Source organism: Persicobacter sp. CCB-QB2, from assembly GCF_001274635.1.
Taxonomy (GTDB): domain Bacteria; phylum Bacteroidota; class Bacteroidia; order Cytophagales; family Cyclobacteriaceae; genus Persicobacter; species Persicobacter diffluens.
On sequence record NZ_LBGV01000001.1, the window covers coordinates 390,143 to 407,195 of the forward strand.

Consider the following 17,053-nt stretch of genomic DNA (forward strand, 5'->3'; position numbering starts at 1 on the left):
CTTATTCACCCTGAGGAGGATTTGTTATTGACAGTTTCATTCGAATTAACCCGATCTATTCATGCTAAAATCCTCGTATAGCTGCCAGCCGGAGAAAATGGCGGATTTTTGCTATTTTGAAATTTTCACGCAGGCTGATGCCGGAGTGGAAAGTGGAGGCGATCAATTCGGGGCAATAAAAAAATAGAAGAAACACCTGTAAGATGCGGGGGATAAAATCATCATCCTGGCTTTTGGTCTGGAGCTACATCATTTTGGTTATTGCGTGAAAAAGAATACCATTTCCCTAAACAGCCGGGGAGGCAAATTTGTAGGATGATGATCCATAGTGGTATATTGCTTTTGAAAGCCCCGTTATTTGGCGTATACGCAAATAAATTAACCTATTAACTGTTCTGCTAAACTCCGAATTGTCTCAGGTGATGATCCAGATGTTTGTACATCCCCCAGCCTTTTTCTTCCAGACTCATCGCACCGAAAATCGGATGTTTTTTTTCTTTAGCTATTTGTTCGGGGGTGTTATAAAACTCAGAAATTGCCATTAATAGACGTTCTTTTTCCTTTTCGAAATTTTTTTCTCCTTTCTGAACGTATTGGGGATGCGTTTTCGTGTTGTGAGGGTAGGGCGTATCGTTGATGACCATTTTTTTGATGAATCCGCTGAAAAGTTTTACCAGGAAAGGGGTGTTGTTTAAAGGTTTTCCATTGGTGACTTCCTGTACCTCTGCAGTGTGTGCCAGCATTTGAGCGGCATTCATTTTGCCCCAAAGCGGAATGGTGTCCGCTTTTACCTGATGGATTCGTTCCCTTATTTCTTCAAAAACGACTGCTTCGTATAAGTTTTTGTGTTCCATGAGTTTCGGTATTTTTTCTAGAAAATACGCAATTCACAGGGGATTATCCACTGATGTTTGAAAAATTGGAATATTCCTTTGGTAATACACTTCTTTTTGCAATAGCTAGGCGTGGCTTTGTACTTCGGTATAGTTTATTTATTTTTGCAGCCGAAATGTGTCTAAGGGTCTGAGCCTGCTAGGATAGTCAGGTAGTACCTTTAACTTATACGTGAAAATTTTATGCACTTAAGCGAACAAGAAATCAGAAGACGTGAAGAGCGTGAGGCGCTCATGCAGATGGGAGTGAACCCATATCCTGCCGAAGAATTTGTAGTCAGTACCACTGCTGATGATATTAAACAAAACTTCGAAAAGCGCCCTGATGATTTTAAGGAAATTACGGTTGCCGGCCGTATCATGTCCCGTAGAATCATGGGTAATGCCTCCTTCGCAGAAATTAAAGACAGCACTGGAAGAATCCAGGTATATTTCCGCCGTGATGACATCTGCCCGGGTGAGGACAAGACGATGTACAATCAGGTGTTCAAGAAGATGTTGGACATCGGGGATATCATTGGGATTAAGGGTTATGTTTTTAAGACGCAAGTAGGAGAGCTTTCTGTTTACGTAACTGAATTCAAGCTTTTGACTAAATCTTTACGTCCGCTTCCAATCGTGAAAGAGACCAAAGATGAGGCAGGAAATGTGGTACAGCACGATGCTTTTACTGATCCTGAGTTGCGTTACCGTCAGCGTTATGTTGACTTGATTGTAAACGATAAGGTTAAAGACACTTTCATTAAACGTACTAAGATTGTAAACTCCATGCGTCAGTTTTTCAATGATGCGGGATATTTGGAGGTAGATACCCCAATTTTGCAATCTATTCCGGGTGGAGCGGCAGCACGTCCATTTATTACGCACCACAATGCTTTGGATATTCCATTGTACTTGCGTATTGCGAATGAGTTGTACCTGAAGCGTTTGATCGTAGGTGGTTTTGATGGTGTTTACGAATTTTCCAAAAACTTCCGTAACGAAGGAATGGACCGTACGCATAATCCGGAATTTACGGCCATGGAAATTTATGTTTCCTATAAGGATTACAACTGGATGATGGATTTCACTGAGCGTTGTTTGCAGTACATTGTAAAGAATGTGAACAATGGTGAAACCAAAGTTTCTGTTGATGGTACTGAAATTGATTTCGGTGGTAATTTCCGTCGTGTGACCATGATCGATGCGATTAAGGAGCACACCGGAGTGGATATTACCGGTATGGATGAAGCTGCTTTGGTGCAGGTTTGTAAAGATCTGGGCATCGAAACAGATGAAACCATGGGTAAGGCGAAATTGATTGACGAGATATTCGGAGAGAAATGTGAGCCACATTACATTCAGCCTACTTTCATCACGGATTACCCGGTAGAGATGTCGCCGTTGTGTAAGCGTCACCGTCATAATCCGGAATTAACCGAGCGTTTCGAGCTGATGATTAACGGTAAGGAGGTAGCGAATGCTTACTCTGAGTTGAACGATCCGGTTGATCAGCGTGCACGTTTCGAAGAGCAAATGGGCTTGATGGATAAAGGAGATGATGAGGCGATGTTTATCGATCATGACTTCCTTAGAGCATTGGAATACGGTATGCCACCAACCTCTGGTCTGGGTATTGGTATTGATCGTTTGGTGATGTTGTTGACCGATAACATTTCCATTCAGGAAGTATTATTCTTTCCACAAATGAAGCCGGAGAAGCGTGTGGTTTATATGTCGGAGGCGGATTACCTGGAAATGGGTGTTGCGGAAGATTTAATTCAGATTCTTCAGAAATTAGGCTTGGTACAGAAGTCTGATTTTGCAGAATTGCAGGCCAATAAATTGCATCAGGACGTTTGCGGAATGCGTAAGAAAATGAAATTGAAAGAGGTGAAGAACCCAACCAAAGAAGAGGTGGAAGCCTGGTTGGAAACGGTTCAGGCTTAATCAAAAAAAATATAACAAGAAAGGACATTGCATTCGTGGTGTCCTTTTTTTTCGCTTTTAGCGTGTTTAAAAGCCAAAATGACTAGCGAAAACTGGAAGTAATGCAGAAGCGATGTCGATTATTTTGAGAGAATAGCATCGCTATTGTTGAGAAATTATCTAAAATCTCGGCCAATAATTCGAATTTGCAGCCGGATGGAGAGCTTTGAAACATGATTTTAATCCGAATGATTCACCGCTATATTTAGCGACTCCTTCTAAGTTGGATTGTTGTCATATGGTTATGGGGGGGCTGATTTTTTAATTGCCATATTTGGGTGAGTTTGCTTTTAACTCCATCATCGGCTTCCTTGGAAAAAAACTCGAATTAGTAAAAACTCCTTCATTATTCCCGTCTTGCGGCTAAAGGAGGATTTCAGTATGAATAATCCGCCTTAAAGCTTTTTATTCCTGGATTGATTAGTATTTTTATTTTGAAAACTAAAATCCAATTTTTTGAAACCGGAAATAACAATTATTTATTGCACACAATGCAAGTGGCTCCTTCGGGCCGGCTGGATGGCGCAGGAACTTTTACAGACTTTCGAAACCGAAATCGCGGGGGTAAAGCTGCAGCCGGGAACAGGTGGTATTTATGAGGTTTGGATAGATGCCGAACAGGTGTTTTCCTTTAAAACTTCACGCAGATTTCCTCAGCCCAAGGAATTGAAACGCTTAATCAGAGATATCATAGCGCCTGAAAAAGATTTGGGGCATAATGACAGAGGAATATGAAACGCTACTTTTTTTCCACAATTGCTATTTTTTGTGCACTGACGGCCTGTGATGAAGAAACCACCAAAACCAAGCAGTATATGGTACGGGGGCAGCAGTTGTATCAAACCTATTGCGCGAACTGTCACCAGCAAGATGGAAGTGGGCTGGGGAAATTATATCCTCCTTTGAAAGATTCTCAACACTTATCAGATAAGGAAACCGTCATTTGCACGATAAAGAATGGAATGGAAGGGGAGATTGTGGTAAATGGGCAGACTTATGACCAGCCCATGCCCGGGATTCCTGAGCTTAAAAATTTGGACATTGCCGAGATTGCCACCTTTGTCCGGATTACCTGGGGGGGGCTTCAGATCGCGTGAGTTTAGAGGATGTGGAGCACGCTCTAAAAGACTGTGTTAAATAACAATTGTACCTAAATTTATATTTTTTGTAATTATTTCCCTTGAGGCTTTGGTATGTGTTCTTAAATAATTAATTTCTAGTCTGTTAGTCATTGTTGGACTGATTGACATAGAGAAATTTTTCTTTATAGAATCTGGATATGCTGAATTCTCATTCCTTCCGTATTCCTCAAAGGATAATTGCTCCTATTTTAATCTTTTAATTATTTTCAAAATGAACATTTTTGTTGCTAAGCTAGGGGCGGATACCACTAGCGATTCCCTTCGTGAATTATTTGAGCAGTATGGTGAGGTAGCTTTTGCGCGGGTTATTTTTGACCGTGAAACAGGTCAGTCAAAGCGATTTGGTTTTGTAGAAATGCCGAATGATCCTGAAGCCTATATGGCAATTGTAGAAACGAATGAACTTTACTTTGAAGGAAGTACAATTGTAGTGAAAAAAGCGAAGCCAAAAGAGGAAATGGCTCCCCGCTCTCACTAAAAAACATAAACAAAAAAGGCCGCTGATTAATAGCGGCCTTTTTTGTTATGGAACCATATTTTTTGCCTCTTCCTGGGCTTCTGCCATCATTTTGTTAATGGCTGAAATATTATTTTTTTCTTCTAATAAATACTGTCTTGCCTCCTGATAGTCCAGCGTATCATATTGGGTGTTGAGGTGATGCATCCATTCCATCATTGCCTTTTCAGACTTTAATAAAGCAACATTAACCTGTCTGAGTTGTGCATGTTGCTCTTCGCTGGAGGTGGAATCTTTCAACAATTTTTGAATTTCTGATTGGTATCGCACAATTGGACCCATCCGGGGCATAGCTTCGTCATGAATATCGATCACTTCATTATAGATGCTTTGAAGCTCTTCTTTCTGTTTTTTTTCCTCACTATTGCAGGAACATAAAAGAAGGAGGAGGGTGAAAATCGATAAGGTTCTTGTCATGACATTATTTGTTTTCCCAAAAGTAATCAATCTTTTTTAAAGGGCAAAAAAGCTATTTTGGCTATAAATATTACATATCAAGAATGGTGAATTCTACTCTTCGGTTAATAGCTCTATTCTCATCCGAGTCATTGGAGACTTCCGGTTTATCCGCTCCATATCCCTGAGAAGTGATTCTCCACTCGGCGATACCCTGACTGACCAAATATGTTTTTACCGCTCTGGCCCGGTCTTTAGAAAGCTTGCGGTTATATTGATCATTCCCAACATTGTCGGTATGTCCGGAAATTTCAATCTGCATGCTGGGTGTTCCCTCTAAAAACTCCACCACTTTATCTAATGCACCATAGGAAGTTGTTTTCAGGCTAGCCTTGTCAAAATCAAAAAATACATTATCCAGTCTTACCGTAGTCCCCACTTCTAGTGGACTCAGATAAATGTCCAGGATATAGCCATTGTCAAAATGTTCTGCTTCAATCTCTACAGGCAAGGAAACCGCTAAAAATCCTTCGGTGTTAATGGTTATTTCATAACTTCCTTCTTTGGCGAGTTCAACTCCGTAGGCGCCATCAAAAGCGTCATTGTTAGTGGTGAAATTCTCCGAGCCATTGATTTTTATCTCGCATTCCACCGGCAGGTTGGTGTTTTTGTTGAGTACCAGTCCGCTGAGGCTTGCCAATTTTTTTGGCGCATCAATTTCGAAGTCCAGAACCATGGTAGAATCTTGCTTAATCTTAGGCGTTTTCAGTTGTTGGCTGATCAGTGTCTTACTGCCTAAAGCAATTTTGAAATCATACTCATATTCCTGTGGTAGATTTATTTCGTAATATCCACCTTCATTATTGTAGAAAAAGGTATCTACTTTTGCATGAACATTGATTAATTCCAGGCTTACCTGTGCCGGCATTTGCGTGGATTTGTCCAAAATGGTTCCGGATAAGGTCAGAACCGGAGGTTTTGGGATTAAGCCCAGGATATCCAGGGAGTTGCCCACCGTGCCCGGATAAGTACGGGTAGAAAAAGCATTGCCTTCATTATCGAGTGAGAAATAGGCGTCAAATCCGTCGGTATTGATCGGCTTACCGATGTTCATGGGCTTGCTCCATCTCAGCCAGGTGTCATCCATTCTTTCTGCCCAGTAAATATCCATTCCTCCGTGGCCACCAGGTCGGTTGGAGGCAAAATACAAGGTGCGATCATCCTGAGATAAGTATGGGGCAAACTCATCTCGCCGTGTATTTAAACTTTCCAAGCGCATTGGAGTAGAATATGCTGTCCCACTTACTCTAAAACTTACATAAAGATCGCTAAATTTATCATTGTCTTTTTCACTAAAATAAAGAATGAGCACGCTCATGTCACTGTTCATGGTGGCGCCTGAAAATCTCCCTTTTCGCATTTTCAGAAAGTCCTTAACATCTAATGGCGTTGGAGTGGACCAGCTGTCCCCCTTACGGGTAGTAATGGCTAGGCCATCTTCTTTTTTCTTACTGGCACCGCGAACCAATAGGTAATTACCATCAGGAGAAATCCACATCACCTCATTAAACCTTCTGTTATTGAGTGGGGATTTCATGTGTTGGGCCGGCCCCCATTTGCCATTAGGCTGTTTTTCGGAGAACCAAATATCTTGTCCGCCATCCGTCCCCTTTTTATTATCCGGGTGATTGGTTCTGGTAAAATATAAGGTAGAACCATCCGGGGAAACAAGGGGGGAACTTTCGTGATAGGAGGAATTGACATTTTTGCCAATTCTGTTAAAATCAAATTTATTAGGATCAGCTTTTTGTGCACACAAGAAATGGGGAATGCTGAACCAAAAAAATAAAGCAATAAAAATGTAGCGTAGCATAGGTCAATGTTTGGTCATTAAAAAATGACAATATAGGTGACTTAAAGTTTATGAAAGATCAGGTTAACTTTTAAAGATTTTGGTTATAACCTTACTATACAAAAATATCAAAAAAATTAACAAAGCACACAAATGTTACATGCTAGTTCTTGTTGTTTTATATCAAATTATAGGATATTTTCTCTAGGAGGCCATTTGGACTGTTTAGCTAAAGGGCATTACCCAGAGGTGTTCCTTCCTTAGGGTTGATGGTTGATGGCCTCATTATATATTTTACGGGTAACCGAATCTACCTCAATATAAATGTTTTCCGCTTTCATTCCGGTGACAATAAATCGACCCAAAACAGGCTGCTCTGAGATGATATTGGTCTGAGGGTTTGAGGGATGGCCGAAAAAAGGCCTCCGGCGTTGTTGATGCCCCCTTGTACTTCTTTGAAATAATTATAAGCTTCTTCCGTGTAGGCTAATACCTCCATTGAAGCATTATCACCCGGCTTAAAGGTGACAGGAGCTTTGAAGTTACTAAAGGAAGAGGCGAAAAGTTCGTCATCGAATAAATATACAGTGGATTGGTTTCCGTTGGATTCTATGCCATTGACCAGAAAGCGAATTTGGTAGTAATTTTTTTCTTCAGTGGGTTCTTTAAAGTTCACCATTAAATCGAAAACACGCCTATCCTTTTCTTCCTTCGGATTATTCTTTAAGCTTTCCATTCTTCCGGAGTTCAGCTTATAGTTCAGGCTAATTTCTGATTTATTCTCCACTAAATAGTCCTCCGCACTAAATTTTTGCCCCATCCAGTTGACAGATAAATGATAAGTAGCTCCAACTTTACCCTTAAAAATTTCCCAATTTGGTGGAAGGTATTTTTGTTTGTTTTCATTCCAAAGGAAAGGGATTTTTAGTGTTTTCTCCCCGTAGTGTTCGGTAACGATGATCTCGGCATTGGTAATTATATCATGAGGAGATAAAGAATCATAAAACCCAAAAGTTTGATTAAGAGAAACATAAGAATATCCTTCCAAATCAGCCACCAGGCCTTCGATTACCAAAATATTTTCATGTGCCGGAAGCTCTATTTGAATGACTTCTTCACAGGCTAAAATTACTGTACAAAGGAAAATAAGGCTTAAGTTTCTATAAATATTTTTCATACTAAAATTCAAAATTATAGCTTAAAGTTGGCATTACCGGGAATAGGTAGACTTGTTTGAAAACAGCTTTTCCACTGGGATCGTTGGATGCCATAATGGTAAACAAGTTTTTTCTATTGTAAACATTATAAACGCCCATGGTCAACGAGCTTTTGAATCGGCGATCCTGGTTGGATTTGGGAGTCCAGGTAGCCGAAAGGTCTAATCGATGAAAATCCGGCATTCGGTAATTATTTCGTTGTGGGAAGTAATTGAGTGCATAACCCCTGAATTGATATTTGGAGGAGGGAAGGGTGGTTGGTCGTCCACTAGCATATTGAAAGGTGCTCCCTACTTTCCATTGTTCATTGATTTTATAGGTCATCCAAAGATTGAAGATATGGGGGCGGTCAAAAGAAGTGTCGTATTGTTTTCCTTGATTCACGCCATCAATTTTTCGAATACTGCGGGAGTAAGTGTAGTTAAACTGCCCTTTTAGTTTCCCCTTAGTTTTGTCAATGGTGAACTCCACCCCTCTACCCATTCCCCGACCTTGTCTGACGTCATAGATTAAATCCGGATTCCCGATGGTTTGTGCATTATCGGAAAACTCAGAAACATTGGTGAGTTCTTTGTAGAACAGTTCCACTCGGGTACTAAAAGAAGCATTTAACTGTTCTTCTATTCCTAGAGTGTACTGAATAGAGGTTTGTGGATTCAGGTTTTTAAAGCTTGGTATCCAGGTGTTAAATGGCAAAGGAATAGTGCCATTGGTAATTTGATGTACCGGTTGGTACATATTCTGAAAGGTGAAAAAGAGATCGGTGTTTTTTTTCGGCTGATAATGAATATTCAGCCTGGGAGAAATATGATAAAAAGAGGACACAGGTGCTAAATCCTTAATTTTTGATATTTTCTGTCCATTTTGTCGGATTTCCCAGGGGCCAATATGCTGAAAGACGGAGGAGCGTAGACCAAAGCTCATTTGCAGTTTGTCCCAACTATAGTTTTCCTGTATATAAATGGAATATTCCGTATTATGATATTGGGGGAGGTTAAACTCTAAAAATTGGCTAAAGGTGGATAGCGGGCTAATCTCTCCCGGACGGTAGTGACTGTAATTTGCCTGAAGCCCGATTTGGAGATCGCTTTTGGAATATTTCCAATTCATTTCTGAAAATAGCTGTGTGTTTTGAACCTGATTTTCCCATAAAAAGGCCAGTTGGGGATCAGCCGGATTGTTCATCTGGAAGCCAAATTCAGAAAAATTTGCCCCGGTTTTTATGTAGAAATTTTTGTGGAAATAGTGATCCCAGTTTATTTGAGCCAGTTTGTTTCCCCAGGAAAAGGAAAAATTATCAATGGAAGTGAATTGATCCCGTCCATAATAGACTGAAATATGAATCTGATCTTTTTCAGAGGGTCTGAAATAGATTTGTCCATAAAGATCCCCAAAGTATATAAAGTTTCTTTTAGCTTCTTCAGGAGCAAGTTGTTTTTGAAAATAATCGATGTATGATCTCCTGCCACTGATGCTAACGCTGAGTTTTTCTTTGATGATCGGGCTTTCGACATTTATTCTTGAGGACAATAAACCAACTCCTCCGCTAATATTTAATTGATGAAGATCCGGTTTTTTTGTCTTTGCATCTAAAACAGAGGATAGTCGACTTCCATACCTGGCCGGGATGCCTCCGGTATAGAGGTCTGAAGAAGAAAGCATGTCCTGGTTGAATACGGATACTATTCCAAATAAATGGGAAACTTCGTAAATCGGGACACCATCCAAAAGGATGAGGTTTTGGTCAGCGCTTCCTCCCCTGACGAAAAAGCTGGAGGTACCTTCGCTGACCGTGGATACCCCGGCTTGCATCTGAATATTTTTGATAATATCGGTTTCTCCCAGGAATTGAGGAAGGCTTTTGAGTTCCTCCAATTGAATCGTTTTATCGGCTCTTTCCAGAATTTTTTCAGGCGATTCATTCGCGAGAATCATTACATTTTCCAACTGTTTGGCTGCTGGGATGAGGGAGATGGTTTGGGATGCCTGAAGTGGACTGCTTGTGGTTTTGTATCCTACGGAGGAGAAGGTGAAAACAATACCAGCAGGCGCTTTAAATGAGAAATTCCCATTTTCATCACTAATTCCCCCGTATTTCCCATGCTGATCCGCGATGAGCGCAAATGGAATAGGGGTATTGTTTTCAGCATCTATGAGCTGACCCTCATATTGAAGGATTTTTTGGGCATAGCCAGAAAGTGACAGACTAAAGCAAAAAAGGCAAAAAAAGAGACGTAACATTGGATTCATAAATGGTCGATTAATGGGCATTTATGAATTATACTTAAATTTCTTACGTCTAGTTTACATTAAAAATTAGAATAGTGATGTAAGGGCTGTTTTTGGGATTAATCAATTAGATCCTCAACTATTTATTCACAAGTCACGAAAAATAGGCCTAATCGGTCCACATGGAGCGATCCAAACTCCGGTATTGGATGGCCTCGGATAAATGCTCCACCTTAATGTTTTCGGAATGGGCAAGGTCAGCAACGGTTCTGCTGACTTTTAGAATTCTGTCAAATGCTCTGCCGGAAAGTCCCAGTTTTTCCATCGCTGATTTAATAAGCTGTTTACCGTCATGGTCAATTTTGCAATATTTTCTTACCAGGGTGGAGGTCATCATGGCATTGTTGTGAATTTCCGGGAAGTCTTCAAATCTTTGGTGTTGAATTTCTCTGGCAAGCATCACTCTTTCTCTGATGCGGTCACTTTTTTCCTCAAGCTGCTCGGAGGTTAGTTGTTCGAAATTTACGGGAGTCACCTCTACATGTAGGTCTATTCGATCTAATAGAGGACCGGAAATTTTATTTAAATAACGATGTCGAAGGTTGGGGTTACAAACGCATTCTTTTTCAGGGTGATTGAAATATCCGCACGGACAGGGATTCATGCTGGCAATAAGCATGAAATTAGAAGGGAAGTTAACGCTCAGTTTGGCGCGGGAAATATTTACCTTTCGCTCTTCCAGTGGTTGTCGCATCACCTCTAAAGCCGTTCGTTTGAATTCGGGTAATTCATCCAAAAACAGGATGCCATTGTGGGCAAGCGAGATTTCTCCTGCTTGTGGAATGGTTCCGCCTCCCACCAGTGCGGTGTCGGAAATAGAATGGTGTGGCGCGCGGAAAGGTCGGGTGGCGATGAGTCTGGCGTCGGATTTTAATCTTCCGGCAACGGAATGGATTTTGGTGGTTTCTAAGGCCTCGCGTAAATTTAAAGGGGGGAGAATGCTGGGCAATCTTTTGGCGAGCATGGTTTTTCCAGCCCCGGGAGGGCCAATCATGATCAGGTTATGTCCTCCGGCAGCGGCAATTTCCAGTCCGCGTTTGACATTTTCCTGTCCTTGTACCTGAGAGAAGTCATCCTGAAAAAGGGTACTTTCATTTACAAAAATCTCCCTGGTTTCAATTCGGGTGGGTGGGATGGTTTTGTGTCCACATAAATGGTTGATGGCGTCTTTGAGGTGATCCACTCCGATGACTTCCAGTTGATTCACTATTCCGGCTTCATTGGCATTACTTTTTGGAAGAATGAACCCTTTCAATCCTTCATTTCGGGCAGCAATGGCCATAGGCAAAGCACCTTTTATGGGGCGGATGCTGCCATCGAGGGCGAGCTCTCCCATGATGAGGTATTGCTGGAGAATGTCGGTTTGGATTTGGCCGGAGGCCTCTAAGGTTGTCAGGGCAATCGGCAGATCATAAGCAGCGCCTTCTTTTTTGAGGTCAGCAGGTGCCATATTGACTACCATTCCATTTCGGGGCATGTAGTAGTCATTGTATTTGATGGCCGCCTCTACCCTTTGTTGACTTTCTTTGACCGCAGAATCGGGCAAGCCAACGATAAAAAATTTAGTACCGTCTCCAATGCTGGTTTCGATGGTAATTAATTGTGCGTCTACGCCATAAACAGCGCTTCCAAAGGTCTTGGCAAGCATAGGCTAATGATTAGGTTCTAACTACTACTGGGAGGTAGTGAAGAACTTTCATCAGTCTTATTACGCTTTTGTTCTTTCACTTCCTCATCAAGATCGAACATCTTTGCCTTGAGTCTCGTGATTTCCTTTTCCTGAAGCTTAATGCGGCTATTTTTCTTACGGAAATTCCATATGACATTTCCCACTGAAAAAAGGTAAATGGCGAATATAATCACCATGACAATACCAATCCAGTCAAAGTATTCCAGTATGTGCAAAGCGTAATTTTCGGCATTCAGCCCGAAAAATAACATCATGCACATGATGAAGAAAAATAATACGTGTAGTGATGTTGAGAGACCTTTCATTCAAACAAAGATGATAAATCTTTTAGGAAGTAAACTTAGAAATGTAATATTTGATTCTTTAAATACGGCCATTTCCTTACCTGTATGGAAAAATATAAAAATGTAATGGATATTCCATCATTTTTTTGGGAAAGAGCACATATTTTATGTGCTCTGCAGGGCTTGTAATTTTTTGTAAAGCCCATTCATGGCCACCAAATCATCATGTTTTCCCTGTTCCACTAATCGCCCATCCTGAATTACTAAAATCTGGTCAGCATGCTGAATGGTACTCAGGCGGTGCGCAATGACAAAGGCAGTTCTGTTCTGCATCAGCTTGTTAAGTGCGTCCTGAACCAGCTTTTCGGATTCGGTATCCAGGGCAGAGGTGGCTTCATCCAAAATTAAAATGTCCGGGTTTTTCAAAATAGCTCTGGCGATACTGATGCGCTGGCGTTGTCCGCCAGAAAGTTTTGAACCTCTTTCACCAATGATGGTATCGTAACCCTCTTCCTGATTAGTGATGAAATCATGTGCATTAGCGATTTTGGCTGCCTCCGTAACGGCTTCTCGGCTGCTATTGGGCATGCCAAAGGCGATATTATTGTGAATCGTATCGTTAAAAAGCACAGACTCCTGAGATACAATTCCCATATCCGCTCTGAGGCTCTCAATGGTTGTTTCTTTGATGTCCTGATCATCAATGGTGATTTTTCCTTCCTGAATATCAAAGAATCGGGGAAGTAAGTCTGCCAGGGTAGATTTTCCGCCACCGGAAGGCCCGACTAAAGCCACCGTGCTTCCTTTCGGAATTTCAAAGGAAACATCCTTGATGGTTTGTTCTTCATTATCATCATAGGTGAATCCTACGTTTTGAAATTTGATGGATTTTTCAAAACCTTTTAACGGTTGAGCGTTAGGGGCATTTTGGATTTCTGGTTTTAAGTCGATCAATTCAAATACACGCTCTGCAGCAACTAAACCCTTATGAATATTAGAAAAGGAATTAGACATGGCCTTGGCCGGAGAAAGTACCTGAGAGAAAATGATCATGAAGGAAATGAAAATACTCCCTGAAAGCTCCGGGTTTTCTGTCAGGATCATAGAAGACCCAAAGAATAATAGGCCGATGATTACAAAAATTCCCAGGAATTCAGATAGCGGACTTGCTGCCTGGTTTTTTCGGGCATAGGAGTTGGTCAGTTTGCGGAATCGGTTGATTTCTTCTTCGAATCGACCAATGACAAAACCCTCCGCACTGAATGCTTTAATAATCCGAATACCACCTAATGACTCGTCCAGTCGGCTCATAATGCTTGCAAAAGACTGGGCGTGCTTTTTGGAGACCCCTTTTAATCTTTTGGCTAAGCCGGCAATCACTCCGCCGGAAAGTGGCAAAACCAAAAGGGCCACCAGCGTAAGCTTAGCAGACATATTGAACAGCAAGACAAAGTACATGATGATGATCAATGGCTCTTTCAATACTACTGTCCAGGTCTGAACCACAGAGTTTTCTACCTCCGAAACATCAGAAGTAATTCTGGCGATAATGTCACCTTTGGGGTGTTTGTTGAAAAAGCCTAAGTGAAGCTTATTAATTTTATCAAAAGTGATTTTGCGCAGGTTATAAATCACCCTGGAGCGTACCGATATCAAAATTAATTGAGAAAGGTAGCGGAATAAGTTTGATAAGAAATTCGAAACCAATAATACTCCACAAACATATTGTAATGCTCCCGCAGGACCGTAGTCGTTGATGTACTGCGTAAAATAGTAATTGAATAAGCCAATGAAATAGTCTTTGGAAAGCGCAAATTCCGGTAAGACCGTTACTGCATTTGCTTTGGCACCTTCCGCATCAAATAGTAAGTTTAATACCGGGATTAAAAGCGTAAAATTAACCAGGCTAAATATGGTGGTCAATAAAGTCAGGGTGATATATATGGGGACCTTAACGCCAACAGGTTTGGCGAATTTTAAAATTCTAAGGTATTTTTTCATTAAAAGATTGCCTAAAGGCATTTATTAAAACAGTGCACAAATTAGGGCAATTCTCCGCAGTTTTAAAAACAATCCAACTGCAATTAGGTGAATTAGGGCTCACAGTATTGGTTGAGATAGTTGTTGGCCTTTTCCGGACTGAAATCCAATGCCTGGCGAAAATCGTAGCAAGCCTCCTGTAAGTGATTGAGTTCTATATGTGCCATGCCTCTTTCGATATAGGTAAGACCGTATAGGTTTTTTACCCGGAATAGCCGATCCCGGTCATCTTTGGGATCCAATTTTTTCATTTCTTTTTCAAAACGATCCAGGGCCGTGGTAAACAGCTCAATGGCTTTGAAGTAATTTTCTTTATTATGAAAAGCCAACCCCAGATATCGCCAGGTTTGTCCGGTTTCATCTTTATACTTAATAGCAGCATTAAAATCCTTAACGGCCAGATCGTAATTTCCTTTTTTCATGAAAAGCATTCCCCTTTCAAAAAGCTGCTTTTCATCGTATTCTCCCCAGCTAATGGATCGGGTAAGGTCATTCAGGGCCAGATCATCCTGATTGGATTTCAGATAATAATTTCTCCGGATATTATATAGTTCATTGTCCCTTGGGGAAAGGGCAATGGCTTTGTTAATGTCGATAATGGCAGCCCCCAAATCCGGTTCGCCCAGTCTTAAATCAATGGTGGTGGCGTATAAATAGGCCCGGCGTTTATAGAAGTCAGAATTGTTGGGATTGATATTGATGGCTTTGTTCAGGGAGGCAATCGCCTCGGTCTTGGGCTTTCGTTGCAGAAAGTTGATGTAACCTTTTTCGGCAAAACCATCGGCATAATTGGGATTTAATCGAATCACCTGATTGATATCTTTTTCGGCAGAAACGAGATCTTTCCTTTTCCGGTGTAAAATGGCCCGCTGATATAAATAGCTAAAAGATTGAGGCGTATTAGGACCAATCTGATCAATGATATAGGTATAATCTTTTATTCCCGCGGAGTATTTCGCCTTGGCATCATGAATTTGCGCTCGCAAAAGGAAGGCATTTAAAAAGCTGCTGTCTCCTTCAATGGCCTGATTGATGTACTCCAAAGCAGCAGTGTAATCCTGGATGTCGTATTTGCCTTTCGCCAATGTGAAGTATTGGCGGGCATCAATTTGCGCAATAGAACAGGGGGCAAATATCCAAAGACAACATAGCGTGCTCAGCAGTTTTTTGATCATTGTATGGGAATAGTATGATTAAAAATAATGTTGTAAAAATACAATAAATAATAATAAAACCGAGTTTTTGCGTGATTCGACTTTGATTTTTACGTTAAGTCGGGTTTTTCATACTTAAGCCAGATTATTTATGCTTAAATCCTCGTTTAGCTGAATCCAAGAAAGCAGAGAAAGGCGGAGAAAGCAACCTGCCAAGTTGGGATTGCATAAGAATCAGTAAATCCAAAATTAACAAGCTGAAATAAAATTTGCTGCCGTACACAATTTTTTTCACTAAATATCTTGATAAATCAAAAGGAGAACGCATTTTCGTGTATCCAAACCCACTCAAACCCATCCTCCTTTGATATGAACTTTAAAGATCTAAAAAAAATTTGAATCCATATTTATTTCTGCTGAAAATAAAGGTGCTGCTCACTCTAAAAGAATTATAACCCTCTCATTGATAGTGTATACTATTATCCGGCATGGGGAATCATCACTGGAGAAAATCGGAAGAAATGTTACTTTACCGATAGATAAGGAGAGTCGCGTTAAAAAAGTTAAACGCTTTCTTGATTGTAAATATGTTGACCATAAAACATTTTTTCTTCCCTACATTATTCATCTAATCAATGCATTATCTCATATTCCTCTTGTATTTGTTATTGATGGGTCTGAAGTAGGCAATGGTTGTACCGTTTTAATGATCAGTCTTTACTATAAAAAAAGAGGAATCCCAATTTGCTGGGTGGTTAAAGAATGTAAAAAAGGTCATCTTCCGCTTAACTTACACTTAGATGTTATCAACTCTCTTTCAGAAATTATTAGAGGGATCGATCAAAAAATTATTTTTCTGGGAGATGGTGAATTTGACCATGCTGAAATTCAGCTACTTTGCGCTTCAAATGGTTGGCAATACGTTTTGAGAACTGCAAAATCAAACAAGTTCTACAATGCACAGGGAGAATCGTTTAAATTAAAAGACTTGACTCCGGATAAGAATTTAACAACATTCCTATTACCTGACGTAGAATTTACAGAAAACCGTTACGGACCAATTCAAGCTTTAATTTGGCATTCTCCGAAACATAAAAGTCCAATATATTTGGTTAGTAATATGGATTGCGCTTTGGATATTACGACTTATTATAAGCGAAGGTTTAGTATCGAAACCATATTTGGTGATATCAAATCTCGCGGATTTCATATTCACAAAACCAGAATTGCAAAGGCAGACCGATTGACCAATATGCTCATTTTCGTCTGTTTAGCCTTTTTGATTTGCATTCTATTTGAAACCTACCATACTGAATACCAATCATGTTTAGCTCTTTTTTTGAGAAAGAATCGGACTGATCAGTATTCATTGTTCCAAATAGGATTACGAGCCCTTAGGTGGTTTTCAGGAAAGGAAATGTATAATGAATTACTGAATGAGTTTTGCAAAGATCCTTTTAAGTATTTTTGTGTACGGTAGTGAAAAATAAAACTCCTTATGGTATCTAGCTGCATTTAGTGGGGAATAATTCCGCTTGAATTTTTGCTCCTGGACTTTAGCATTACCTGGATTCTAATTTTAAGTGCAAGTTTTTTTGGCATAAAAAAAAG

General features: G+C 40.5%; 14 protein-coding genes. 5 read left to right on the top strand and 9 right to left on the bottom strand.

The annotated features are described in order from the left end of the window. Window positions 1-398: 398 nt before the first annotated feature. Window positions 399-854 carry a DinB family protein gene (locus NG22_RS01890; RefSeq protein WP_053404143.1) on the bottom strand — a complete coding sequence of 152 codons (456 nt, stop codon included), beginning with the start codon at window positions 852-854 and terminating at the stop codon, window positions 399-401. A gap of 222 nt (window positions 855-1,076) precedes the next feature. On the opposite strand from NG22_RS01890, the gene lysS reads away from it, so the two are divergent. The 4 genes from lysS to NG22_RS01910 all read left to right on the top strand — a co-directional run bounded on the left by lysS (window position 1,077) and on the right by NG22_RS01910 (window position 4,481). Beyond that, window positions 1,077-2,822 carry a lysine--tRNA ligase gene (gene lysS, locus NG22_RS01895; RefSeq protein ID WP_053404144.1) on the top strand — a complete coding sequence of 582 codons (1,746 nt, stop codon included), beginning with the start codon at window positions 1,077-1,079 and terminating at the stop codon, window positions 2,820-2,822. A gap of 495 nt (window positions 2,823-3,317) precedes the next feature. Next, a complete protein-coding gene (locus NG22_RS01900) occupies window positions 3,318-3,596 on the top strand; it encodes a SelT/SelW/SelH family protein (protein ID WP_053404145.1) in 279 nt (92 codons plus the stop codon). Continuing rightward, complete coding sequence (locus NG22_RS01905) at window positions 3,593-3,958, top strand: cytochrome c (RefSeq protein WP_053404146.1); 366 nt, start codon at window positions 3,593-3,595, stop codon at window positions 3,956-3,958. Before NG22_RS01900 ends, NG22_RS01905 begins: the two co-directional genes overlap by 4 nt. Window positions 3,959-4,214: 256 nt before the next feature. Continuing rightward, window positions 4,215-4,481 carry an RNA-binding protein gene (locus NG22_RS01910; RefSeq protein ID WP_053404147.1) on the top strand — a complete coding sequence of 89 codons (267 nt, stop codon included), beginning with the start codon at window positions 4,215-4,217 and terminating at the stop codon, window positions 4,479-4,481. A 45-nt stretch (window positions 4,482-4,526) separates the two neighbouring features. Here the strand turns inward: NG22_RS01910 and NG22_RS01915 are convergent, their stop codons facing one another. From NG22_RS01915 to NG22_RS01950, 8 genes are all read right to left on the bottom strand, one after another. Then, complete coding sequence (locus NG22_RS01915) at window positions 4,527-4,937, bottom strand: hypothetical protein (RefSeq protein ID WP_053404148.1); 411 nt, start codon at window positions 4,935-4,937, stop codon at window positions 4,527-4,529. A gap of 70 nt (window positions 4,938-5,007) precedes the next feature. Then, complete coding sequence (locus tag NG22_RS01920) at window positions 5,008-6,789, bottom strand: OmpA family protein (RefSeq protein ID WP_053404149.1); 1,782 nt, start codon at window positions 6,787-6,789, stop codon at window positions 5,008-5,010. 316 nt (window positions 6,790-7,105) lie between these two features. Continuing rightward, on the bottom strand, window positions 7,106-7,945 hold the full coding sequence (locus NG22_RS01925; protein ID WP_053404150.1) for a DUF4249 family protein: 840 nt from the start codon (window positions 7,943-7,945) through the stop codon (window positions 7,106-7,108). Between the two features lies 1 nt (window position 7,946). After that, a complete protein-coding gene (locus NG22_RS01930; RefSeq protein ID WP_172674306.1) occupies window positions 7,947-10,235 on the bottom strand; it encodes a carboxypeptidase-like regulatory domain-containing protein in 2,289 nt (762 codons plus the stop codon). 148 nt (window positions 10,236-10,383) lie between these two features. Then, on the bottom strand, window positions 10,384-11,922 hold the full coding sequence (locus tag NG22_RS01935) for a YifB family Mg chelatase-like AAA ATPase (protein ID WP_053404152.1): 1,539 nt from the start codon (window positions 11,920-11,922) through the stop codon (window positions 10,384-10,386). Window positions 11,923-11,939: 17 nt separating this feature from the next. Then, window positions 11,940-12,218 (bottom strand): hypothetical protein, encoded by a 279-nt coding sequence (locus NG22_RS01940; protein ID WP_157600815.1) that lies wholly within the window; start codon window positions 12,216-12,218, stop codon window positions 11,940-11,942. Window positions 12,219-12,413: 195 nt separating this feature from the next. Further along, window positions 12,414-14,249, bottom strand: coding sequence for an ABC transporter ATP-binding protein (locus tag NG22_RS01945; protein ID WP_053406863.1), 1,836 nt, complete (start codon window positions 14,247-14,249; stop codon window positions 12,414-12,416). 92 nt (window positions 14,250-14,341) lie between these two features. Further along, window positions 14,342-15,463, bottom strand: coding sequence for a tetratricopeptide repeat protein (locus NG22_RS01950; protein WP_053404154.1), 1,122 nt, complete (start codon window positions 15,461-15,463; stop codon window positions 14,342-14,344). Between the two features lie 448 nt (window positions 15,464-15,911). Here NG22_RS01950 and NG22_RS01960 point away from each other — a divergent pair, with 448 nt between their 5' ends. Continuing rightward, window positions 15,912-16,922, top strand: a complete 1,011-nt coding sequence (locus tag NG22_RS01960; RefSeq protein ID WP_053404156.1) for a transposase — start codon at window positions 15,912-15,914, stop codon at window positions 16,920-16,922. The last annotated feature ends 131 nt before the right edge of the window (window positions 16,923-17,053 follow it).

Bases quoted from the DNA above. Each gene is read 5' to 3' on its own strand.
- NG22_RS01940 (WP_157600815.1), bottom strand. From the start codon at position 12,218: ATGATGTTATTTTTCGGGCTGAATGCCGAAAATTACGCTTTGCACATA.
- NG22_RS01925 (WP_053404150.1), bottom strand. From the start codon at position 7,945: ATGAAAAATATTTATAGAAACTTAAGCCTTATTTTCCTTTGTACAGTA.
- NG22_RS01945 (WP_053406863.1), bottom strand. From the start codon at position 14,249: ATGAAAAAATACCTTAGAATTTTAAAATTCGCCAAACCTGTTGGCGTT.
- NG22_RS01950 (WP_053404154.1), bottom strand. From the start codon at position 15,463: ATGATCAAAAAACTGCTGAGCACGCTATGTTGTCTTTGGATATTTGCC.
- NG22_RS01915 (WP_053404148.1), bottom strand. From the start codon at position 4,937: ATGACAAGAACCTTATCGATTTTCACCCTCCTCCTTCTTTTATGTTCC.
- NG22_RS01920 (WP_053404149.1), bottom strand. From the start codon at position 6,789: ATGCTACGCTACATTTTTATTGCTTTATTTTTTTGGTTCAGCATTCCC.
- NG22_RS01890 (WP_053404143.1), bottom strand. From the start codon at position 854: ATGGAACACAAAAACTTATACGAAGCAGTCGTTTTTGAAGAAATAAGG.
- NG22_RS01910 (WP_053404147.1), top strand. From the start codon at position 4,215: ATGAACATTTTTGTTGCTAAGCTAGGGGCGGATACCACTAGCGATTCC.
- NG22_RS01935 (WP_053404152.1), bottom strand. From the start codon at position 11,922: ATGCTTGCCAAGACCTTTGGAAGCGCTGTTTATGGCGTAGACGCACAA.
- lysS (WP_053404144.1), top strand. From the start codon at position 1,077: ATGCACTTAAGCGAACAAGAAATCAGAAGACGTGAAGAGCGTGAGGCG.
- NG22_RS01905 (WP_053404146.1), top strand. From the start codon at position 3,593: ATGAAACGCTACTTTTTTTCCACAATTGCTATTTTTTGTGCACTGACG.
- NG22_RS01930 (WP_172674306.1), bottom strand. From the start codon at position 10,235: ATGAATCCAATGTTACGTCTCTTTTTTTGCCTTTTTTGCTTTAGTCTG.